This is a genomic window from Brevundimonas sp. C43 (genome assembly GCF_030732185.1).
GTDB classification, from domain to species: domain Bacteria; phylum Pseudomonadota; class Alphaproteobacteria; order Caulobacterales; family Caulobacteraceae; genus Brevundimonas; species Brevundimonas diminuta_C.
Genome location: NZ_CP132231.1, coordinates 2,446,887 through 2,469,237, shown reverse-complemented (window position 1 = coordinate 2,469,237; position 22,351 = coordinate 2,446,887). Strand labels below are relative to the sequence as shown.

Sequence of the window (22,351 nt, the reverse complement as noted above, 5' to 3'; positions counted from 1 at the left end):
GATCATGTTTACAGCTATCATCACAGCGTCCGTCAGGTTCCGCTGGTTCATCGTCCTTGCCGTCAGCCTCGTCGCGGCGCTGGGTCTGTTTGAACTGACCAAACTGCCGATCGACGCGGTCCCCGACATCACCAACCGTCAGGTGCAGATCACCACGGTCGCGCCTGCGCTGGCGCCCGAGCAGATCGAGCGCCAGGTCACCTATCCGCTAGAGACGGCGCTGGCCGGCATCCCAGGCCTGACCAGCACGCGGTCCCTGTCGCGCAACGGCTTCAGCCAGATCACAGCGATCTTCACCGACCAGACGGACATCTATTTCGCACGTCAGCAGGTCGCGGAACGTCTCGCCGCAGCGTCGGAAGGACTTCCCGAGGGCGTGGAGCCGGGCCTTTCGCCCATCACCACGGGCCTCGGCGAGGTTCTGATGTGGACGGTCGACTATGTGCCCTTCAACAGCGAAAACCTGTCCAAGCCGGGCCAGCCGGGCTGGCAGGCCGGCGGGGCCTATTTGACCCCAGAAGGCGAGCGACTGACGACCGCTGAACAGCGCGCCACCTATCTGCGCACGGTCCAGGACTGGATCATCGCGCCCCAGATGCGCACCACCACCGGTCTTGCCGGGGTCGATACGGTCGGGGGCTACGTCAAGGAATACGCCGTCCGACCCAATGCGTCGCAACTGGCGGCCTATGGGCTCGGCCTCAATGATCTGGTCGAGGCGGTCGAGCGTGCCAACACCCAGGCTGGTGCGGGCTATATCCAGCGCGCGGGTGAGGCCCTGGTCGTACGCACCGACGCCCTGGCCCTGACGATCGACGATCTGGCGCAGGCGCCGGTCGTCAATCGCGGGGGTCTGGTCGTCCGGGTCGCCGATGTCGCGACGGTCGAGATCGGCCAGGCTCCGCGTCTGGGCGGCGCGAGCCGAGACGGACACGAGGCGGTGCTCGGCACGGCGCTGATGATCGCGGGCGGCAACAGCCGCACCGTGGCTCAGGCCGCCGCCGAACGGCTGTCGGTCGTGGACGACAGTTTGCCTCCCGGCGTCGTCGCTGTGCCGGTGCTGAACCGCAGTGAACTGGTCAACTCGACCATCTCGACGGTCGCCCGCAACCTTGCCGAAGGCGCGCTGCTGGTCATCGTCGTTCTCTTCCTGCTGCTGGGTAACATCCGAGCGGCGAGCATCACCGCCTTGATGATTCCGTTGTCCTTCCTGTTCGCCGTCATCGGCATGAACCGGTTCGGCATCAGCGGTAACCTGATGAGCCTGGGCGCCCTCGACTTCGGTCTGATGGTCGATGGCGCAGTCGTGGTGATCGAGAACACCCTGCTTATGCTGACCCAGCGCCGGGCCTCCTTGGGACGGATGCTGACCCGCCATGAGCGATTGGACGTGGCCGTTCAGTCCGCCCGCCAGATGGTCAAGCCAGCCGCCTTCGGACAACTGATCATCCTTCTGGTCTTTGCTCCGCTGCTGATGCTGGAAGGCGTCGAGGGCAAGACGTTCCAGCCCATGGGCGCGACCGTCATGCTGGCCTTGGTCGGAGCCTTCATCTTCTCCTTCACTTTCGTGCCCGCAATGACGGCCTTGCTGGTTCGTGATCCGAAGTCGGTTCACGTCGGTCCGGACGGTCAGGCGGTGGAACACGAGACCTGGATTCTGCGGTTCGCCCGCCGGTTCATCCAGCCGGCGATCCAGGCCGCGGTCTCCCGGCCCAAGATCGTGCTGATCTCTGCGGTGGCGACCCTCGCCATCGGCGCGATCTCCTTCATGTCGCTGGGCCGGGAGTTCATCCCGACGCTCGACGAAGGCGACATCGCCATGCAGGCGCTGCGCGTCCCGTCGGCCTCGCTGGAGCAGTCCCTCGCCATGCAAATGGCCTTGGAACGCGCCATTAAGGCTCAGCCCGAGGTGGAAACGATGTTCTCGCGTACTGGCACGGCGGAGGCGGCGGTGGATCCGATGCCGCCGAACATCTCCGACAGCGTGATCGTGCTGAAGGACCGCAAGGACTGGCCCGATCCGAGCTTGGAGAAGGAGGCTCTGATTGAGCGGATCGAAGGCGTCGCGGCGCTACAGATCGGCAATAACTTCGAGTTCAGCCAACCGATCGAATTGCGCTTCAACGAACTGATCTCCGGCGTCCGCACCGATCTCGCTGTCATGGTCTATGGCGACGACTTCGACACGCTCCAGCGCGTGGCGGATCAGGTCGCGACTTCACTGAGGGCGACGACTGGGTCGGCGGACGTTCGGGTCGAGCAGGCTTCCGGCCTGCCCACCCTGACCGTCAGCGTTGATCGCATCGCCGCCGCCAGCTACGGCTTGTCCGCTGCGGATGTCAGCGAGGCGGTCTCGGCCGGCGTCGGTGGCGCCGAAGCCGGGCGGATCTTCGAGGGCGACCGACGCTTCGACGTGGTTGTCCGCCTGCCTGACGACGCCCGCAATGATCCGGCGTCACTGGCTGCCCTCCCGATCGTCTCCGACACGGGGGTCATCGTACCGCTGTCCTCGGTGGCGCGCATCCAGGTCGGCGAAGGCCCGAACCAGATCAGTCGCGAGAACGGCAGCCGCCGCATGGTGGTTCAGGCCAATGTTCGCGGTCGCGATCTGGGCGGCTTCGTCACCGATGCCCAGAGCGAGGTCTCGAAGATTGACCTGCCGGCGGGCGTCTATCTGAAATGGGGCGGCCAGTTCGAGAACCTGGAACGGGCGGTGCAGCGCTTCGGTCTCGTCATCCCGATCGTCTTCGTGCTGATCGGCGTGCTCCTGTTCCTTGCGCTGGGGTCGTTCGCAGAGGCCGGTCTGGTGTTCGCCTGCGTGCCCTTGGCCCTGGTCGGCGGCGCGCTCGCGCTGCTGCTGCGCGGGATGCCCTTTTCGGTCTCGGCGGCGGTCGGCTTTATCGCCGTCTCCGGTGTGGCGACCCTGAACGGCCTTGTCCTGATGCAGGCGATCCGCGAGCGGCTGACGGCGGGTCTCACGCCCTATGATGCCGCCATCGAGGGCGCCTCCAGCCGCCTTCGCGCCGTGCTGACGACCGCAATGGTCGCCATCGTCGGCTTCATACCGATGGCGCTGGCGCACGGGGCCGGGGCCGAGGTTCAGAAGCCGCTGGCGACGGTGGTGATCGGGGGCCTTCTGACCGCGACCATCCTGACCTTGCTCGTTCTGCCGACCTTCGCAGCCAGGGCCGTCAAGCACAGGGCCTCGGAAGGAATGGACGATTGACGGCTCGATCCTCGGAGGACGACCAGCAGCGACGCACGCTGCTGGTCGTCCTCATCCTCAACGCCCTGCTTTTCGTGGGTCTGGGCGCCGGCGGCATTCTCGCGGACTCCAGCGCCCTGCTGGCCAATGCGGTCGACAATGGAGCGGACTCGGTTGTCTACCTGATCAGCTTCCTGGCCGTGGGCCGAGCCTTGTCTTGGAAAAGAGGTGCGGCCCGTCTATCCGGCGTCCTGTTGCTGCTTTTTGCCGCCGGCGTCGTCATCGACGTCGGCAGGCGATGGTGGTTCGGCGCGGAACCCGTCGGCTGGACCATGATGGGGCTGGCTCTCGTCGCAGCGGTGGTGAACCTCGCCTGCCTGTTGCTGTTGAAAAGGGTCACCTCCGACGACGTCAACATGGAGGCCGCCGAAACCTTCAGCCTGAACGACTTCGCCGCGAACGGCGGCATTCTCGTCGCCGGCGGGCTTGTTCTGTGGCTCGATCAGGCGTGGCCAGACCTCGTGGTCGGACTGTTGGTCGCGGCGCTCGCCATCAAGGGCGGCGTCGAAATTCTGCGAAACGCGGCTCGCGCTGCCGACAATGAGGAGACGATCCGATGAGTTCGTCCGCTACCGACCATCAAACCGGTGATGGCCACGATCATGCAAGCGAGAAGGCGGGAGCAAACGCCCACGCCCATGGAGGCATGCTCGGGCCGAACACCGAGGTGATTTTTGCACTGATGAGCGGCGCCACCCTGGCCTTGGGTTTCGGGCTGGAAATGCTTGTTGCCGGCATCCCGGTTTGGCTGCCTATCGCGCTCTATGTCGTCGCCTACGCCTTCGGCGGCTTCTTCACGGTCCGCGAGGCCTTCGACAACCTTCGCAACAAGCGTTTCGAAATCGACACCTTAATGCTCGTAGCCGCCGCCGGTGCAGCGGCGCTCGGTGCCTGGGCGGAAGGCGCGTTGCTCCTCTTTCTGTTCAGCATCGGCCACGCTCTCGAACACTACGCGATGGGGCGCGCCAAACGCGCGATCGAGGCCTTGGCCGACCTGGCGCCGCGCACCGCTCATGTTCGTCGGGGCGACGAGGTTGTTGAAGTGCCAGTCGAAGAGGTCGAGGTCGGCGACACGATCGTGGTTCGACCGAACGAGCGGCTGCCGGCGGATGGCTTCGTCGTCGTCGGCGCGACCAGCATCAATCAGGCCCCGGTAACAGGCGAGAGCATGCCGGTCGACAAGCAGCCGGTCGGCGACGCGGCCGCAGCGCGGGCCAGGCCCGCCCAGATTCCGTCGGCCTCCATCGTCTTCGCGGGGACCATCAACGGGTCCGGATCGATCGAGATCGAGGCGACGCGCAAATCCACCGACACCACGCTGGCCAAGGTCGTTCGAATGGTGAGCGAGGCCGAAACCCAGAAGTCTCCGACCCAGCGATTTACCGATCGCTTCGAACGGATTTTCGTGCCCGTGGTGCTCGGCCTCGCCTTCCTCCTACTCTTCGCCTGGGGTGTGGTCGACGAGCCGTTCCGCGACAGTTTCTACCGGGCCATGGCGGTCCTGGTGGCGGCCAGCCCTTGCGCCCTCGCCATCGCCACGCCCAGCGCCGTTCTCTCGGGCGTCGCTCGTGCGGCCCGAGCCGGCGTCCTGATCAAGGGGGGGGCCCCCCTTGAGAACCTGGGATCGCTCAACGCCATAGCGTTCGACAAGACCGGCACCCTGACGGAGGGACGGCCCCGGATCACCGACATCGTGCCGGTAGGCGGCACGAAGCAACTCGACCTTCTGACAACCGCCGTCGCGGTCGAGCGGCTGAGCGATCATCCTCTGGCGGAGGCGATAGCGCGTGACGGCCTGGAGCGACTTAAGGGCGCGGTGTTTGCGGCGGCCTCTGACCTGAAGAGCCTGACCGGAAAGGGCGTGACGGCCCAGTATGACGGTGGGCAGGTATGGATCGGCAAGCCGGAGATGTTCGGCGTGGACGGCGTCGGCCCGCTCAGCGCCGAGGCGGAGGCGGCCGTGGCGCGCCTCCGTCTAGAGGGTCGCACCCTGATGGTCGTCCGGCGGGGCGAGTGCGATCTTGGCGTGATCGGCCTGCTGGATACGCCACGGGCCGCAGCCCGCACAACGCTCGATGCCCTGCGAGCGCTGGGTGTCTCTCGGATGATCATGATCTCGGGAGACCATCAGAAGGCGGCACAGGCCATCGCCAGCCAGGTTGGCCTGACCGAAGCCTGGGGCGACCTCATGCCCGAGGACAAGGTCGAGGCCATCAAACGCCTTCGCGCTGAAGGCAAGATCGCCATGGTTGGGGACGGCGTGAACGACGCCCCCGCTATGGCCACGGCGACTGTGGGCATCGCCATGGGCGCGGCTGGCTCTGATGTCGCTCTGGAGACCGCCGACGTCGCCCTGATGTCCGACGATCTCTCGCAACTGCCGTTCGCGGTGGGGCTGAGCCGCCGAACCCGCGGAATCATCCTGCAGAACCTGGTCGTCAGCCTCGGGGTCGTCGCCTTCCTTGTGCCCGCCACCATCTTCGGCTTAGGCATCGGGCCGGCGGTGGCGATGCACGAGGGCTCGACCCTGTTGGTCGTGTTCAACGCCCTCCGGCTCCTTGGCTACCGCGACCCGAGCCGCCGCGCCGTCATGTCGACTGGCGTATCCGCCGCGGCGGGTGCAGACCCGAAGGGAATAGTCGCATGAAGCGTATCGGATGGGTTTCCGTCATCGCCGTGTTCCTCGCACTGTCTGCTTTCGCCTATGGCATGCTCTCGGCACGGTCACGGCCGGCAGCGGATGCGGCGCCCCCGTCATCGACGCGGGAGGTCGGTGCTCATCAAACCGAAGGAGCGACGTCGGGAGATGGTCCCTCTACCCAGGCCTATCGCGAGGCGAACGACCGGATGCACCGGGAGATGGCCATCGCCTATACGGGCGACGCCGACATCGACTTCCTGCGAGGCATGATCGCGCATCACGAGGGCGCCATCGCCATGGCCAGGATCGCGGTCGCGCACGGTGAGGCCGCAGACGTCCAAAGCCTCGCCCGCGAGATCATCGCCGCCCAGGAGGCCGAGATCCTCCGGATGAGGATACTACTGGCGCGGCACGAAGACGACCCGCCCAGTGGCGTCAGGCCCTGACGCCGTGGCCGGGAAGCGGTTCACCGTCCGGGGTCGCGACCTTCGCTGGAAGGAGGGCCGCGCAAAGACCAAGCGATCGCGGCCGAAGGCCCCGCCCAAGCCAAACCTGACACTGGACCTAGGCGTCGCGGCGGTCGCAAGCTTCCTGGCGGCCGGCGTCGTCTTCTGCCTCGCCTTCATCCTGTCTGGGTCTCACGGCGTCCCCCTGTATCTGGGCTACACCGCGATCCTGGGCGGCGTCGGCATCGCCTCATATGCGATGGGACCTCGGGACCGCGGGGGGCGGATGATCGCCAGCGGCATCGGCGTGTTGTGGCTGATCGGGTCGGCCGTCTTGTTCGCCGCCCGGGCCGATATCGTTATACCGGTTCATCGGCATACGACGGTCGCACAACCCGTCATTGCGGGTAAGGCGAAGGGTTGATGCACCCGTCGGCCCACGGTGCCGCCAAGTCGAACCCTAGTTTCCCCCTTCGCGTCCACCGGCAGCACGCAGCAGTTCACCGACCCTTCGCCCATTCAGACGGCATGAGGCGATGACCCGATCATAGACGATGACCCGGCCGTTACGGCCGCGAACGGCGACACAAGCGAGGACCCGCCCGAGCGCCAGACCGGACAACCGGTCGCGGTCTGCGCGCCCGGTCGGACTGTGGAGCTCGGGGGCGTTGAAATCCGAAAGGCGGACCTCGATCCAGGTCGAGGGATCGCTGTTGGGGCCGACACAGAGGCTGTCGCCGTCTCCGATGTAGCGAACCACACCGGAGAAACTCGCGCCCGCGAGGTCGGGCAACCGGCCTTCGCACGGATCGGCGTGGGCGACAGCGGGGGCTAGCCACAGGCCTGGAAGGATCAGGAGCCATTTCATGCGTGCAGACTTAGGCCATCGCAGCGCTTCGCCAACGGGCGACGGAGAAAAAGGGAGGGCGGGGGCGGCGCCCCGATCCGGGGCGAGCAGCCTAGGAACTCCGCAATGCGACCCTTGCCCTCATCAATCTCCAGCCCTTCCGATCGGCGATCGGCAGACCTGTTCGCGCCTTCTCCGGGCCTCGAGCAGGAGATGGACGACGCCACCCTTCTTTCCCTGTTGATGGCGCGAACCATGCCCGAGCGTGACATCGCGCAGGCTGTAGCGACCTTGCTGGCGGTGTTCGGCTCGGTCGCCTCGGTTGTCGCGGCGGATCCACCGGAACTCGCGCGGGCCGCTCGGCTCGACGCGACCACGATCACGGACCTCAAGATATTGCGTCGCCTGAGCGTGCGACTGGCCAGGTCGGAGGCCTGCCGCCGCCCCGTCCTGTCGTCGTGGTCCGCGTTGGTGGCCTATGTCCGCTCGGCCCTGGCTCACGAACCGAGAGAACAGTTCCGCACCCTGTATCTCGACAAAAAGAACATCCTGCTCCGGGACGAATTCCGGGCTGAAGGCACAGTGGATCACGCGCCCGTCTATCCACGGGAAGTCATCCGGCGGGCGCTCGAACTCTCTGCCTCCGCGCTCATCCTCGTCCACAATCACCCGTCCGGCGACCCCGCGCCGTCACGGGCCGATATCGAGATGACGCGGCAGATCATCGATGCTGCGCGCGTCTTCGGCCTGCAGGTCCACGACCATCTCGTCATCGGGCGCCAGGGCACGGCGAGCTTCAAACAGCTCGGCCTGATCTGAGGCGGCCATGACCCTGAAAGCCATCGTCGCCGCCCTGGGCGGCGACCTTTACGCCGGGGGCTCACGCGCCAGCGTCCCCGCACCCGGCCACAGCACGGCGGATCGTTCAGTTTCGCTGATGCTGGCCGATGATCGCGTCATCATCCACGGATTCGGCGGTGCCGATTGGCGGACTGCCCGGGACGATCTCCGTGTTCGCGGCTTCATCGATGATGCCGGCCGGCTTACCGGGGGCGGGCGTGGGCGGGGGTGTTCGCCCAGGCCGGACCTTCGCCTTCGCGTCGAGACCGCGTCGCGTCTGTGGACCGCGACGACCGGGCGACCGCCCCACGGCCCGGCGGGTCTCTATCTGCGGCGACGCGCCGTCATGTGCGGATCCGCCGTCTCCAACCTTCGCCTGCACCCGGCCGCGCCGCTCTCGGTGTACCGAAGCGGCGGGCGCTCGCGTCCGGCTCTGATCGCCCGGATCAGCGACGCCGAAGATCGTCTGACGGCTGTCGAGCTGACCTATATCGAGACCAATGGTCTGCCTGCCATCGGTCTGCGGCTGGCGCGCAAGACCGTGGGTCAGGTCCCGCCCGGCGCGACCGTTCGCCTCTCGGCTGCCGCCGAACACATGCTGGTGGGCGAAGGGGTGGTCACGACCCTGTCCGCCATGGAGCGGTTCGGTCTTCCCGGCTGGGCCCTCATGGCCGCCAACAACCTGGCCGTCTGGAGCCCGCCCGCCTGCGTGCGCAGGGTCCTGATCGCCGCCGACCGGGGCAAGGCCGGTGAGGCGGCGGCTGCCCGGCTCCGCCGCCGCTTGGTCCATGAAGGTCTTGAGGTTGAGGTGTCATGGCCCGAACCGCCGTTCGGCGACTGGAACGAAATCGCGGTCGCGGCGGCATCGCAAAGGACGGAGCGAGGGGGCTGAGGGGCGCCGAAGCGGCGGGGATGGGCCCCGTCGCCCGGCAGGAGAGACCTCATGACCGACCTCGTTCCCGTCATCACCCCCACAACCCCTGTTCCTGAAACCCCGACCCCGGCCGTCATCTTCACCCCGGTGGAACGCATCGTCCGCCTCGGGGATCTCGGCATCGCGCGAGAGAACCTGCGCTATGGCGAACCGCCGGACAACGATATTCCGACCCTGGCCGCCACGCTGAAGGCGGCCGGTCAGTTGCAGCCCGTGACCGTCAGGCCCGGTCGCGGCAAGAAGGAGCAGCCGTTCATGGCCCTGGACGGACGCCGGCGCCGGCTGGCGCTGGCGATCCTGCTGGAGGCCGGAGACATCGACGAGGACTATCCGGTCCGCACCTATGTCGAGACCGATCCGGCGCGCCAGGCGGCGGCGGTCCTTTTGACCAACACCGCCGTACCCGTCCATGTGGCCGACGTCATCGCGGCTATCGGCCGGATGCTGAAGTCGAAACTGACGATTACGGCCATGGCGCGGGCGCTCGGTTACGACGAGATCGAGATCAAGCGATTGGCGGCCCTGTCCGGCGTCGCGCCCGCCGCTTTGGTGGCGCTGAAGGCGGGCCGCATCACCCTTCGCCAGACCCGGTTGCTGGCACGGCTGCCGGATCGCCAGGAGCAGGAGGATCTCGCCCAGATGACCTTGGACGGCCATGGGTTTCAGGAATGGCGGGTCAGCGAACGTCTCGACGACAGCCGTGTCACCACGCGCGATCGCCGCTGCGCCCTGGTCGATCCTCGGGCCTATGCCGACGCCGGAGGCCGCACCGAGACCGATCTGTTCGGCGAACTGCCGCCGGTCCTGCTCGACCCGGATATTCTGACCGACGTGTGGACCCGTCGCGCACGCGGGATCGCGGCCGTGTTCGAGGCCGAAGGGATCTCGGTTCACGTGACTGCCGGCCCGGAGCCAGAGCTCCCCGATGATCTTGAGGCGCTCGGTTATGTGTATGGCGGTTCACTACCCGCCGAAGAGATGGCGCGCTACCGGGCGCAGCGGGAGGTGTTCAACGAGCGGACCGAAAAGGCCCGCATCGCCCTGGCGGACGTCGAGCACCCCGACGTCGCTGATCTGGCGATCGTCGACATGATTCACGCCAGGATCGCCTCAGACCAGACTGGATGCGGGGGGCGGGTCGTGACCACGATGGTCCTGTGGCCGGCCGCAGAGGCAGGCGTCGAAGTCCGCTGCTACACGCCGGAGGAACCCGAGATCGACGACGGCGCTGAGGATGCCACGCGGGAGGATGCACGTCGGACCTCGGCGCCGCCGGCCTATGTCCCGCCGGAAGTCGACGCTCCGGAGCCGGACACCGAGGGTGTCAACCATGCCCTTCATGCCGTGCGGACCGACGTGGCGACGCGAGGGCTTATCCGTGCCCTGGCCGACGATCCCGGGGCGGCGCTTACAGCTTTGATTGCGCGGCTGTTCACCGTCCTTGTGCGACGCGCTCATGTGACGCGAACGGACTCGGCCCTGGCCATCACAGCCAGCGGGTTCAATCCCGCCAACAGCCGGGTCATCGAGGCTCTGGATGGTGACGTTCGTCGACGGCTCGAGGATCGTCGCACGGCCTGGGAAGCGTCCGGCGAGACCGTCATCGCTTGGGCCCATGGCCTTCCCCACGGCGAGAAGATGGGATTGCTGGCGGAGTTGACCGCCATCAGCCTCGACGTCCGGGAGGAGAAGACCTTCTCCATCCGCCGCAGCGCCCGGGCCGAAGCGGCGGAGCTGGCCGCTCTCTGCCAGGCGGACATCACTCTTCACTGGACGCCCGACGCCCCCTTCCTGCAGCCCCACTCCAAGGGCCTGCTCACGGGCATGCTGGTGACCATGGGCGCCGAGGACGAGCGGGTGAAGACGCTCCGTAAGTTCGAACTGGTCGATTGGGTGGCCGAACAGGCCGCGCAACGGACCTGGGCTCCAGCCGCCCTGTCCTGGGCCGCCCCGATCGACGCCGATCAGGGCACCCCGCACATCGAGGACCCAGCCGCCGGCGATGGCGTCGATGAGGACGACGAGGGGGCCGGCGCCTTCGTCGTCACCGCGGAGGGCGAGGCGGCCCTGGACTCCGCCGCCGCCTGATCTTCTGTCTACGGAAACACCGCGCCGGCGACCTGCCGGGGCGGTGTTTCTCTGTCGTCGTGAGCGCCGACCCGACTGTCGGGGAGACGAAGGAAGGGCGGGGCGAAGCGAGCCTGGAGGACCGAGAGGGAGGAGCCCTCCGCTCCAGGCGACCGGAGCCTTCACATGTCCACGACCCGCAATCTGTCGCTGTTCGCCGACGTCGACGTTGGGAATCTCCCCGCCAACATCCTGGCCGCCGCCCGCGCATTGGCCGTCCATCTGGCCCGCTCGCGCGCGTTGGATCGACGCCTCGTGGCCGACGTCATGACCACCGCGTTCGGAGCGTCCGACGCCGAGGGCGGCTGGACCTGGCGCGACGCCTATGACGCTATCGAGGCCGCGACCGTGCATCAGATCCGCCGCCTCGCGCCGCAGATCGCCCGACTCGAGGACGCCCCGGCCGAGATCGCCGCTCTGCTCGCCGCGGTCTCGGCGCTTGGCCTCACCCACAGCCGGCGCAGCGAGGAACAGGTCGCGCGGGACCAGTTCTCCACCCCGCCCCAACTCGCCGCCCTCGCGGTGCTGGCCGCGCAGGTTCGACCGAAGGACCGTGTCCTGGAGCCGTCAGCGGGGACCGGATTGCTGGCCGTGGTGGCCGAAGCGTGCGGGGCGAGCCTGACGTTGAACGAGCTTGCGCCCACCCGCGCGGCGCTCCTCGACGGGCTTTTCGCCAGGGCAACGCGCCGACGGTATGACGGCCGCCATCTACCCGACCTCATCGTTGACGCCGGGGCGTTCGATGTCGTGGTCTGCAACCCGCCATTCTCGGATCTTCAGGCCCATCTGATCGCGTCGCTCAAGGTTCTGGCGGACGGCGGCCGGATGGCGGGTATCGTGCCCCTCACCGCCCTTGCCGACACCGATCTGAGGCGGGTGCTCGAACGCCACGGTGTCATGGTGGCCGCCGTGGCGTTTCCCGCGCGCGCTTTCGCCAAACACGGCACCTCAGTCGAGACCGGCCTGCTGGTCATGGATCGCGGCGGGACAGCCGTCTGGGACGGCCTTCTTCACCAGCCCGAAGATCTGGAGGCGACCGCCCGGATTCTCGCGAGTCTTCCGGATCGCGGCACGGCCCGTCCGCGCATGCGGTTGACGCTGGACGCCGCCGCCTTCCTCGCGCCGCGCGACCGCGGGCTCGCCCTTCCCGCAGGCCGACTGGCCTTCCTGGCCGGAGCAACACACCTGACCTATGAGGCGCGGCCCTGGGCTGGAAAGGGCCGGGACGTCGGCCTCTATCAGGCCCATGCCCTGGCGCGGATCGTCCTGCCTGATCCCCGACCGCATCCTTCGCCTCTGGTCGAGTCCGGCCCGATGGCCTCAGTCGCGCCGCCCGCGCCGACCTACCGGCCGGTGTTGCCGCCGGCGGTGCTCAACCAGGGCCGGATCTCCGACGCCCAGACGGAGACGGTGATCTACGCCGGCGAGGCCCATGCGGCCTTCCTGCCCGGGAGGTTCCGACTGGGCGAGACGGCCCATGAGGTGGCGCTCGTTCGCGATGATGCTGAGGACAGCGTTTCGTTCCGACGCGGATTCTTCCTTGGCGACGGCACCGGCTGCGGTAAGGGGCGTCAAATCGCCGCCATCGTCGCCGACAATATGAGCCAGGGGCGCGTGCGCGCGGTCTGGCTGTCGCGCAACGACGCCCTGCTGGAGGACGCCCGACGCGACTGGGGCGCCATCGGCGGCGTCGCCCACGACATCGTGCCGCTGTCGAGCTGGAAGCAGGGGGACGGCGTCAGGCTCGATCACGGCATCCTGTTCACCACCTACGCGACCCTTCGCCAGCCGGCACGGGGCTCCCGCCAGTCCCGCCTCGACCAGGTCGTCGCCTGGCTGGGCGAAGACTTCGACGGGGTCATCGCCTTTGACGAGGCCCACGCCATGGCCAACGCCGCCGGGGGCGGCAAGGGCGCGCGCGGGACGAAGAAGGCCTCGCTGCAGGGGATGGCGGGGCTGTCGCTGCAGAACCGACTGCCCAACGCCCGGATCCTTTATGTGTCGGCGACCGGGGCGACGACGGCGGAGAACCTCGCCTACGCGGCCCGTCTCGGGCTCTGGGGCGGGCCCGAGGCGCCCTTCATGAGCCGCGCCGACTTCCTTGAGGCCATGGACCGGGGCGGGGTCGCGGCCATGGAGCTGGTCGCCCGCGAGCTCAAGGCGCTGGGTCTTTACGTGGCGCGGTCGCTCTCGTTCGAAGGCGTCGAATACGAGCCGCTCGTGCATCCGCTGACCTCCGACGACATCGCCATCTGGGACGCGTGGGCCGACGCCTTCCAGGTGATCCACGCCAACCTGTCCGAGGCGTTAAAGGCGACCGGCCTCAGCGGCGAAGACGGCAAGCCGAATAGTCCGCAAGCAGCCTCGGCCGTCCACTCCGCCTTCGAGAGCGCTAAACTGCGCTTCTTCGGTCACCTTCTGGCGGGCCTGAAGTCGCCGAGCTTGATTGCGTCGATCCGCGACGACCTCGCCTCGGAGCGATCGGCCGTGATCCAGATCGTCTCGACCAATGAAGCGGTGATGGAGCGGCGGCTGTCCTCTATCCCGCCCGAGGAATGGAACAACCTCACCATCGACCTGACGCCGCGCGAATATGTCCTCGACTATCTCCGCGAGGCCTTCCCCGTCCATCTGATGGAGGCGATCGAGGACGACGACGGGAACGTCACCATGGTCCCGGTCATGAACGACGGTCGTCCCGCCCTCAGTCAGGAGGCGTTGGCCCGACGCGAGGCCCTGATAGAGCAAATGGCTTTGCTGCCCGCTGTGCCGGGCGTGCTCGACGCCCTACTGGAAGCCTTCGGAACCGAGGCGGTCGCCGAGATCACCGGCCGGTCCCGCCGGGTCGTGGTGCGCGACGGTCGTCGTGTTGTGGAGCGGCGCGGAGCCTCGGCGGCGCGCGCTGAGACCGACGCCTTCATGAGCGCACGCAAACGGGTGCTGATCTTCTCCGACGCCGGCGGAACCGGCCGCAGCTACCATGCCGACCTGTCGGCTCCGAACCAGCAGCGGCGGGTCCACTATCTGGTCGAACCGGGCTGGCGGGCCGACGCCGCCATCCAGGGCCTTGGCCGCTCCCACCGGACGCATCAGGCATCCGCGCCTCTGTTCCGGCCCGTCACCACCGACATCCAGGGCGAGAAGCGGTTCACCTCGACGATCGCGCGCCGGCTGGACTCTCTGGGCGCGCTTACGCGCGGCGAACGGCGCACCGCCGGAGCCGGCCTGTTCCGCGCCGAGGACAATCTGGAGAGCCCCTGGGCGCGCCGGGCACTGCTGGTCTTCTATGGTGCGCTGACCTTCGGGGAACTGGACTCGATGACGCTCGAGACCTTCGTGGCCAAGACGAGCTTGAAGCTGCTCGACGACGACGGCGGCCTTAAACCCTCCGACGACCTGCCGCCGATCCATACCTTCCTGAACCGGCTTCTGGCGCTGCGCATCGCCGACCAGAACGCCTTGTTCGCGGACTTCGACCGCATCCTGTCCGGCATCCTCGATCGAGCCGCCGCCTCCGGTGAACTGGACCGCGGGCTGGAGGACATCGAGGCCGAGGAACTGGAGGTCATGGATCAGGAAGTGATCCGGACCGATGTCTCGACCGGCGCCGAAACGGCTCTGGTGACCTTCTCGCTCAAGGTAAGGCGCGAGATCCTCGTCGCCGACGCCGCCCTGACCTGGGCGAAGGATGTCGCCCACCAGCTGGTCATCAACGAGAAGTCGGGCCGCGCCGCGATCGCGGAACTGGGCCTGACCACCTCGACGGACGAGAACCGCCTGATCACCGCCGTGCGGCTGGTTCGGCCCGACGATCGCCAGACGATGGCCGAGAAGACGTTCGAGGAGTCGGCGTGGAGGCCGGCGGAGGTCTCGACCTGGCGGCGGGTCTGGGACGAAGAGGTCGCCGGGACCGACCCCTGGCGGACGCGCGAACTGACGCTTGCCACGGGATTGCTCTTGCCGATCTGGGGCCGGTTGCCGGCGCGGGGTTGCTCGGTTCGCCGGGTGCGGGCGCCCGACGGGCGCCGTTGGCTGGGGCGGGTTCTGGATCAGGTCCAGGCCCAAACCCTCAAGACGAGCCTGGGCCTGACCGACGTCGCCGAGGTCTGGGCGGACGGCGCGAGAACCGCCGCCACGATCCTCGACCGCAACGTCCAGCTATCGCTGGAGGGTGGGCTGTGGCTGAAGCGGTCCCGCGTCATGGACCGCTGGCGCATCGAGGTGGTGGGAGGCCGGACAGATCGCGACGCCCTGGTCGCCTCGGGCTGTTTCGTGGAGATCATCGCCTTCACGCCTCGGGTCTTCGTCCCGGTTGATCGGCCGACCGTGTTGGAGGCGGTGCTGCGCCGCCATCCGGTTCAGACAGTCCTCGACGGGCAGGCCGCCTGAGCGGGTCAGGCCGGCGTCGCCTTCGGCGGCGACCGGGACGGGTTCAGAAGGGGGACGCCGCGACCCGTCACATCCTTGATATTGGCGGTGACGAGCGTCAAACCGTGGACCAGCGCGGTCGCGGCCAGGGCGGCATCCTGCTCGTCGCCGTCGCGCTCGGCCAGCATCCGGCCCCAGACGGCGGCCACGGCTTCGTCGATGGGAAGGATGCGGCCCGCGTAGGCGGCGATGACCGCGTCCACGCCCTGTGTGATCGCCGCGGCGGCAGGATGATCGGCGGCTGTCGCCCGCTCCGCTCCGTATCGCAATTCGCGGACGGTCATAGCGCTGATGCAGAGCTCGTGGTCATCGACCGACCGGAGCCAGGCCAGGATGTTGGCGGACGGTTTGGGCTTGCTGCTCTGGCTGACGACGTTGGTGTCGAGCAAATAGATCATCCCCTCGGCCGCATGAACGACTCGAGCCCGCCAAGGTCGGCTCCCTGCATCGCGCGCTTCGCCGACGTCGCCGGGTAAGGGCGACCGGATTTGGGATGGGCGCGCGCATAAGCGGTCGCCGCCTTGATCTTGGCGAGCGACAGCGACGGGTAGTCCTCGAGGATCTCCTCATCGGTGGCTCCGCCGGCCGAGAGCGCCGCCAGGCGATGGACCTCGATGTCGGTGCCTCTCACGACGGGAGCGCCGTGTTTGATTTCTATGGCGCGATCCACAGCCTCCAGCGCCTTCAGGCGTTGCGCGACATTTGTCCGATGCCGCTTCAACTGCACGATGAGCGGCCCGACAGAGACGCTGGCGGACTGCGCGGGCTCCTTGGCCACGGCGACGTAGAGGTCGTCGAGCGCGGAAGGCGTCAGGGTGTGGCGATAGGTGGCCACCATGTCGAGATAGACGAGGTCGGTCAGGCCGACGCATCGCACGGCGCGTCTGGCCGGGCCTGAGGCCTCTGGTTTGAGCGGTCGCCGATTGACGTCGCGTTTGATCGCGTCGAGCGGTTGATCAAGGACGAACGCCGCTTCGGGCAGAGTCCACTGGGGATCGGGCATCGAAGGTCTCCTAATATAATCCAATATAGGATCGCATTGGGTTTCGGCAATGTCGATGAGGTCCAGGATCGCGTGCGCGACCGAACACCGTCCAAAGGAGCGGAGGAAGGGAGTGTCAGGGTGAAGCTGAATTGAGGAGATCGGCTCCCCGACGGCTTCGGATATCCAGGAGACTGACATGCAAAACGTGATGTTCACCGGCCGATTGGCGGCCGACCCCCAGATCACCGACGACTTCGGCAAGGCCGTGTTTCGCCTGATCGAGAGCCGCGGCGTCGATAATGCCGGTAAGGATCGGCTGGTCGGCGTCAATTGCGTGAGCTGGTCGAAGGGCCTCAACGAGAAGGTCATCGCTCGGGGCCTCGCGCAGGGGTGTGAGGCGGTCGTCATCGGCGCCTTCATCGACACCGCCTACGCGGCCAAGAACGGGACCGAGCGGACGGCCAAGGAACTGGTCATCAACCGGCTCACCGTCCTCGACTGGGCCGAGGACCGCGACAATCAGGATAGCAGCGCCGACCGCGCCGCCGCCTGATCCTTCATCAACATTCAATTGTCAGGAGACTGACCATGCAAACCGTGATCATCGAAGGCTATCTGACGGCCAACCCCTCCGTCCTCTCGGCTCAAGGCTCGGGCAAGAAGCGGGCAAGCTTCCGCGTGCTCGAGACCACCCGTTTCCGCAAGGCCGACGGCACGCCCGGCGAACGGACCACCGGCTTTAACTGCATCTGCTTCAACGAGGCGACGGCCGAGAAATACATCGGCCCGTTCGCCCGCAAAGGCAGCCGCGTCGTGATCCAGGGTCATGTCGAGAACGACACCTGGACCGGCAAGGACGGTGTCGAACACTACGACATGCGGGTGATCGTCGCAGATATCCGCCTGAAGAACAGGCGCGAAGCTTCCGAGGGCGCCGCCGAGGACGAGGGCGGCTCCGGCCGCCAGGTCCAGGAGCCGGCCAGTGGCTACGACCTGAACGACGACATCCCGTTCTAGACAGCGGGTGAATGAGAGCGGCCCGGCGCGCGAGCGTCGGGCCGCTTTTCGTTTTGTGGCGGGAGGGAAAGGCAGGGCGGCGCGGGGTGAGCCGATCGGGCTCGTGAGCCTCGGAGCTTCCCATGACCGCCTCTGCCTGGACCGATGACCGCATCGGTCGTTTGAAGACACTCTGGCTCGAGGGTCAGACCGCCGAGCAGATCGCCCGCGATCTCGCCAATGGCATCACGCGCAGCGCCGTGCTCGGCAAAGTTCATCGTATGGGTCTGTCGGCGGGCCGTTCCGGCCGCCCGCCCAAACGCCCTGCCGCCGGTCCGAAGCCGCCCCGCCTCGCGCCGGCCAGGTCCTTGGCGGATCGGCCGATCGACGCTCGCCCCGTCGTCGCGAGTGAGCATGGCCTGGCTACAGTCCTCTCGGTGCGGCGCTGCCAGTGCCGTTGGCCTTTCGGTGAGCCTGGAGCCGCTGACTTCAGTCTGTGCGGTCAACCGGTGACGCGTGGAGCCTTCTGTGCCTCACATGCCGCCGTCGCCTATCGACCGGCGGCTGACACTCCCCGCACACTGGATCGGCTGGCGCGGCTTAACTGAGATACTTAACGCCCTCGCTGGAATCTTGAGACATGAGGATCTGAACGGCGGCCTCGACGAGGCCGCCGTTTGTCTTTTGTCCGGGCCGCCAAATCGAGCGCTCGCTGTTCGGCCTCTGGCCGCACGAGATCCCGATGGCAGCTCCGGCCGCTGAGTTGAAAGTCGCCCGTCAGATCCTTGGGTGGGATCCGCTGACGATCGCGCGCGCCTTTCGTCTCGCTGGAACGCCCCAGAAATTGGCGGCGCGTGTCATCGACGTGGAAGCCGGAAAGTCTGACATCAGCGGTCCCGTTCAGGTGGCGATGGAGACCTTCCTCAGCGGGTGGCGACCGACGGGCTGGACAGATCAAGGACCTGGGCAGCGCAGAACCCGTTCGCGTTGCTTACCCAGCAGGACATTGCGTCATCGGGTTGCCGCGTTAAGACGAGGAATGCCTGCGGCGCCTTCACAATCAGAAACTTGGCGTCACCATTATGTGCCGCAGTTCTATCTGAAGCGCTGGGCGGGGAGCGACCGGAAACTGTGGGAGTTCCAGCGTCCGCATAGGCAAGTGATCGCTCGCCCGAAATTTCCTGTCCAGACTGGCTACGTAGAGAACCTCTACTCCGTGCTCGCACTGCCTGATGATCGTCGCGACTACATCGAGACGGTCTTCTTTCGACGAGTAGATCAGGATGCCTCGGACATCTTCGATCTTCTGGAACTCCCCGGTCCGGTTGTTCTGAACAAGAGCCACAATGACGGTCTGTCGAGGTTCGTCATGTCGCTGCTGCAACGGGACCCCATTCGCGTCGCCGAGCTTCAGGTATTGGCGCAGCGGACCTACACTGAGGTGATCTCCCAGAGCCGGGACCTTTACGAGGAACGGCGTGGAGCGGACGATCCGTCATTCGATGAGTATCGGGCCGCCTTTGACGGGCCGTCTGCGCAGATACTGGGCGGGCATCTCATACCCAAGCTCAGCGACCTACCCAAACTCGGGGCGCATTTGAACGGCATGACCCGTCGCCTCATCACCTTGGTTTCGCCCCGTCATCAGCTTTTGACCTGCGACCGGCCCTTGGTCACCTACAACGGCTTTGGCCGATCGGACGCCTATGTCGTGCTGCCTGTCGGGCCGAGCCGCCTGCTCGCCTGGACCAACTCGGCGGACTACATGGACCTGCTTGAGGAGGCGTTCAGGGGGTACGCTGCGGTTCCCGCTCTCAACCGCAAAATCGTCGCCCAAGCCGCGCGCTTCGTCTACGCCACCAGCGCCGGGCCGTTAAGGTTCGTCACCAATCACTGGCCAGAGACGCCTTCCGATCCGTTTCCCGGTCTCGGAGAATTTCTCTAAATAAGGCTTGCTGATCGAAATCTGACCTGCGGTGGATCCCGGGAACGTCTTCCAGCTTGGCCACCCCGTCGGCGGCTCGCCGCCGACATTTCGACCGAAGATCGATGCCCGTTCGTCCGCATCGGCGCGACGGCGCCGAGTGGTGTCGTCGTCGCGAAGGGCGACGACGACTTGCCCCCACACAACGCCCTCCGATTTTGTCATATCACCCCGGAAGTCAACGGCTTCGCCTTATCCCCTCCACGGAGGGCAAGCGGCCCTCCGCTCCGGTGACTGCCGGGGACCCCGATATGGCCAAAACCGGGGTCGTTGCGCATGGGGCGCTCGACAGTCTCAAGGAATGTTCCAATGACCCGTTTCAACACTTCATCCTCCGCCTTGACCGACCTGTCCGTTTCCCTGGACGAGGGAGGTTCGCTTCCGACCGAAGATGCCCTGGTTCAACTCGGGCGCGCGCTCATGACCGAGTTGATCGACGTCATCTCTGACACCGCGCTGGAGGATTTCCAGACCATCCTGGGAGAGGCCCTGATCGGCGCCTTCCATTCGGCGGCAGGGCGGATCGAACGCGATGCGGACCGGGCGCGCGATACTATGCGATCGCTCGACCGGGACTTCGACGGATCGGAGGCCGCGGACGTCGAACTCCAGGAAGCCACGGCGAAGGCTCGAGCAGGCGATGCGGCGACGCAGGCCTGCGAACTGATCCGGGATGCGGCATCCGAAACCTGGACGGTCGCGACTGGGGAGGTCTGGACGGCCTGGCGGGGATCGCGGCGCGGAACACACCTGACGGCGGCGCAGCTCGAAGCGAAACAGGCGATAAGGGCGATCCGCAACCGGAAGTCCGGGGAGGCGGATCCGGGCGGTCCGGTGATCGCCTTCCGGGGCGCGCCGACGGCCGACAGCGCGGAGGATGCGGGGCGAATTTTCGACGCCCTGAACTGGGCGAAGCAGGAGTGGCCCGACATGGCTCTGGCGACGACCGGGGCGAAGGGCTCCGAGAAACTCGCGATCAAATGGGCCCAGCAGAAGGGCGTGAAGTTGATCCTCGCCCGCGCGGATTTTGACACCCATGGCAAGGCGGCTCCCTTCAGGGCGAACGACGAGCTGATCGCGCTCGAGCCGGAGGTCTGCCTCACCCTGGTCCATTCGCTGGCAGGGGTGGGGGAGGACCAGCGGCCGTTCGGACCTGCGCTCAACCTCGGGCAGAAGGCGATGGAGTCCGGGCTGCGGCATGTGCTCATCAAGGCCCGGGCCGCCTGATAGACTGGACCTGCAATCAACGACCCGCTCGGCTTCGGCCGGGCGGGTTTTTGATTGTCATCCGGCGGCTCGATCCGATCGACGGCCTGTGCAGCGTGTGTATCTCGCTTCTGGTCACCGACTATGATGACTGTTGATAGGGTATGTCGGCATATGATTTCGATGGATGACAATCTGCAAAAAGGGTCGGAGGGCAAGATAAAAGGGTGTTTTTGGCTGCGCCGGTTTCTTCTATTCTGTCCGATAGTTAGCGGCAGCTCGGAGCATCATTGACGACTTGTCTTGAGTTGTCGTCCTTCGAGCCTTTGCTGCATACTCTGGAGGACTGCGAATGCTGATCCGCGACGAGATAGACGGGCGGGTTTCTGCCGGCTCCGGCCAAGCCGCCGCCGTGCGCCTCGGCCTTCCGCTGTCCCTTAAGACCGAACGGATGAACGTCAAGAACGGTATGCTGAAGCGTCTTGCGAGTTCCAAAGCCTTCGCTTTGGGCAATCGTTCAGGGGTGCTCAAGGCGGCGCAGAACCGGTCAGGCCGCGCCTTCAGACTGGACGTTCGCCAGAAGGTGATCGTCAAGGCGCTGGTCTCGCGACACATGGGCAAGGGCGCCGATCGGGCGGCTGCGCTCGCCAAACACGTGTCTTATCTCGGACGGCCGGGCGCCGGGGTGGAGGGTGAGCGACCGGAGTTTTTCGATCGCAATTCCCATGGGGTTCAGCCCGGCGTCGAGACGGAAGGCTGGAGCCAGGACCGGCATCATTTCCGCTTCATCATCTCGCCGGAACACGGCGAACGGCTCGACATGAAATCCTATGTCCGCGAGGTCATGGGACGCGTCTCTGCGGACATTGGAGAGCCCAATCTGAAGTGGGTGGCGACCTGTCATTTCGACACCGATCAACCCCATGCCCATGTGCTCGTTCGGGGCCGTCGCGAGGATGGCCGGGACCTTGTCATTCCGCGCGACTACATTGGCTATGGATTCCGCGCGCGGGCGCAGGAAGTGGCGCAGGAGCGGCTTGGCGATCTCTCGCGTGTCGAGGCCGAACGGCGCGTCTGGAAAGAAACCGAGGCCGACCGATTCACGGGGTTCGACCGGCGGCTGATCGCCGAGACGGACAAGCACGGGCTGGTCGATGACGGGGTCGGCTCAACCGACGCGTGGGCGGCGCTGACGCGGGGGCGGCTAAGGCATCTGGAAGGCCTGGGCCTCGCGACGCGGTCCGGGCGGCGGTATCGGCTCGACGGCGAGATGGAGACGAAACTGCGCACGCTTCAGGTGCGGCGCGACATCATCCGCACCCTCAATCAGCGTCGGCTGGAGGGCGCGAGGGATATACGGGTTCTGGACCGTGAGCCGGTGCGAGGTGTGGTCGTGAAGACGGGGTTTCATGATGAGGCAGGGGCTTCGCCCTGGGCTGTAGTGCGCGACAGGGACGGGGTCGAGCATTACGCGAGACTTCGAACGGGGCACGCTGGGGTTCGTATAGATCAGAGCGTGACTCTCGTTCCATCGACGAACGGCGTCGCGCAGCTTGTCGCAGGCAAGGGGGCAGACCTGAGCCGCGGGAGTTAGATCCCCTGCCGGTCGGCCCGTCCGATCTGATCCAGGCTGGGCGGGCGATGGTGGCGAA

Annotated in this window: 18 protein-coding genes; 15 read left to right on the top strand and 3 right to left on the bottom strand. The window is 66.7% G+C overall.

Annotation, left to right across the window (positions count from 1 at the left end):
• The first annotated feature begins 4 nt into the window (after positions 1 to 4).
• Genes Q9R14_RS12480 through Q9R14_RS12460 form a run of 5 tightly spaced genes read left to right on the top strand, consistent with a single transcriptional unit; the run spans position 5 to position 6,776 of the window.
• Positions 5 to 3,226, top strand: coding sequence for an efflux RND transporter permease subunit (locus Q9R14_RS12480; RefSeq protein WP_293826576.1), 3,222 nt, complete (start codon positions 5 to 7; stop codon positions 3,224 to 3,226).
• Positions 3,223 to 3,825: a cation transporter gene (locus Q9R14_RS12475; RefSeq protein WP_293826574.1), complete on the top strand. Its 603-nt coding sequence runs from the start codon at positions 3,223 to 3,225 to the stop codon at positions 3,823 to 3,825. The genes Q9R14_RS12480 and Q9R14_RS12475 overlap by 4 nt, the downstream gene beginning before the upstream one ends.
• A complete protein-coding gene (locus Q9R14_RS12470; RefSeq protein WP_306002587.1) occupies positions 3,822 to 5,912 on the top strand; it encodes a heavy metal translocating P-type ATPase in 2,091 nt (696 codons plus the stop codon). Before Q9R14_RS12475 ends, Q9R14_RS12470 begins: the two co-directional genes overlap by 4 nt.
• The gene (locus Q9R14_RS12465) at positions 5,909 to 6,352 is read left to right on the top strand and encodes a DUF305 domain-containing protein (RefSeq protein ID WP_293826569.1); all 444 of its coding nucleotides are present in this window, start codon (positions 5,909 to 5,911) and stop codon (positions 6,350 to 6,352) included. Before Q9R14_RS12470 ends, Q9R14_RS12465 begins: the two co-directional genes overlap by 4 nt.
• Positions 6,336 to 6,776, top strand: coding sequence for a hypothetical protein (locus tag Q9R14_RS12460; RefSeq protein ID WP_293826567.1), 441 nt, complete (start codon positions 6,336 to 6,338; stop codon positions 6,774 to 6,776). Before Q9R14_RS12465 ends, Q9R14_RS12460 begins: the two co-directional genes overlap by 17 nt.
• 36 nt (positions 6,777 to 6,812) lie before the next feature.
• Here the strand turns inward: Q9R14_RS12460 and Q9R14_RS12455 are convergent, their stop codons facing one another.
• Positions 6,813 to 7,220 (bottom strand): thermonuclease family protein, encoded by a 408-nt coding sequence (locus Q9R14_RS12455; protein ID WP_293826565.1) that lies wholly within the window; start codon positions 7,218 to 7,220, stop codon positions 6,813 to 6,815.
• A 192-nt stretch (positions 7,221 to 7,412) separates the two neighbouring features.
• Between Q9R14_RS12455 and radC the strand changes: the two genes are divergently transcribed.
• The 4 genes from radC to Q9R14_RS12435 all read left to right on the top strand — a co-directional run bounded on the left by radC (position 7,413) and on the right by Q9R14_RS12435 (position 15,489).
• Positions 7,413 to 8,018, top strand: coding sequence for a DNA repair protein RadC (gene radC / locus Q9R14_RS12450; RefSeq protein ID WP_293826563.1), 606 nt, complete (start codon positions 7,413 to 7,415; stop codon positions 8,016 to 8,018).
• Positions 8,019 to 8,025: 7 nt separating this feature from the next.
• Positions 8,026 to 8,931 carry a toprim domain-containing protein gene (locus Q9R14_RS12445; RefSeq protein WP_293826561.1) on the top strand — a complete coding sequence of 302 codons (906 nt, stop codon included), beginning with the start codon at positions 8,026 to 8,028 and terminating at the stop codon, positions 8,929 to 8,931.
• Positions 8,932 to 8,982: 51 nt separating this feature from the next.
• On the top strand, positions 8,983 to 11,061 hold the full coding sequence (locus Q9R14_RS12440) for a ParB N-terminal domain-containing protein (RefSeq protein ID WP_306002586.1): 2,079 nt from the start codon (positions 8,983 to 8,985) through the stop codon (positions 11,059 to 11,061).
• Between the two features lie 165 nt (positions 11,062 to 11,226).
• Positions 11,227 to 15,489, top strand: a complete 4,263-nt coding sequence (locus Q9R14_RS12435) for a bifunctional class I SAM-dependent methyltransferase/DEAD/DEAH box helicase (RefSeq protein ID WP_306002585.1) — start codon at positions 11,227 to 11,229, stop codon at positions 15,487 to 15,489.
• Between the two features lie 5 nt (positions 15,490 to 15,494).
• On the opposite strand, the gene Q9R14_RS12430 is transcribed toward Q9R14_RS12435, so the two are convergent.
• On the bottom strand, positions 15,495 to 15,917 hold the full coding sequence (locus Q9R14_RS12430; protein ID WP_293826557.1) for a type II toxin-antitoxin system VapC family toxin: 423 nt from the start codon (positions 15,915 to 15,917) through the stop codon (positions 15,495 to 15,497).
• Positions 15,918 to 15,922: 5 nt separating this feature from the next.
• Positions 15,923 to 16,531: a DUF433 domain-containing protein gene (locus tag Q9R14_RS12425; protein ID WP_293826555.1), complete on the bottom strand. Its 609-nt coding sequence runs from the start codon at positions 16,529 to 16,531 to the stop codon at positions 15,923 to 15,925.
• 178 nt (positions 16,532 to 16,709) lie between these two features.
• Here Q9R14_RS12425 and Q9R14_RS12420 point away from each other — a divergent pair, with 178 nt between their 5' ends.
• From Q9R14_RS12420 to Q9R14_RS12395, 6 genes are all read left to right on the top strand, one after another.
• A complete protein-coding gene (locus tag Q9R14_RS12420; RefSeq protein ID WP_306002584.1) occupies positions 16,710 to 17,066 on the top strand; it encodes a hypothetical protein in 357 nt (118 codons plus the stop codon).
• A gap of 35 nt (positions 17,067 to 17,101) precedes the next feature.
• Entirely contained in the window at positions 17,102 to 17,530 is a 429-nt protein-coding gene (locus tag Q9R14_RS12415; RefSeq protein WP_293826553.1) for a single-stranded DNA-binding protein, read from the top strand.
• Positions 17,531 to 17,652: 122 nt separating this feature from the next.
• Positions 17,653 to 18,117, top strand: a complete 465-nt coding sequence (locus tag Q9R14_RS12410) for a GcrA family cell cycle regulator (protein ID WP_293826551.1) — start codon at positions 17,653 to 17,655, stop codon at positions 18,115 to 18,117.
• 134 nt (positions 18,118 to 18,251) lie between these two features.
• Positions 18,252 to 19,454 (top strand): DUF4238 domain-containing protein, encoded by a 1,203-nt coding sequence (locus Q9R14_RS12405; protein WP_293826549.1) that lies wholly within the window; start codon positions 18,252 to 18,254, stop codon positions 19,452 to 19,454.
• 348 nt (positions 19,455 to 19,802) lie between these two features.
• Positions 19,803 to 20,720: a DUF2493 domain-containing protein gene (locus Q9R14_RS12400; RefSeq protein ID WP_293826548.1), complete on the top strand. Its 918-nt coding sequence runs from the start codon at positions 19,803 to 19,805 to the stop codon at positions 20,718 to 20,720.
• Positions 20,721 to 21,051: 331 nt separating this feature from the next.
• On the top strand, positions 21,052 to 22,293 hold the full coding sequence (locus Q9R14_RS12395) for a DUF3363 domain-containing protein (RefSeq protein WP_293826545.1): 1,242 nt from the start codon (positions 21,052 to 21,054) through the stop codon (positions 22,291 to 22,293).
• Positions 22,294 to 22,351: the final 58 nt, after the last annotated feature.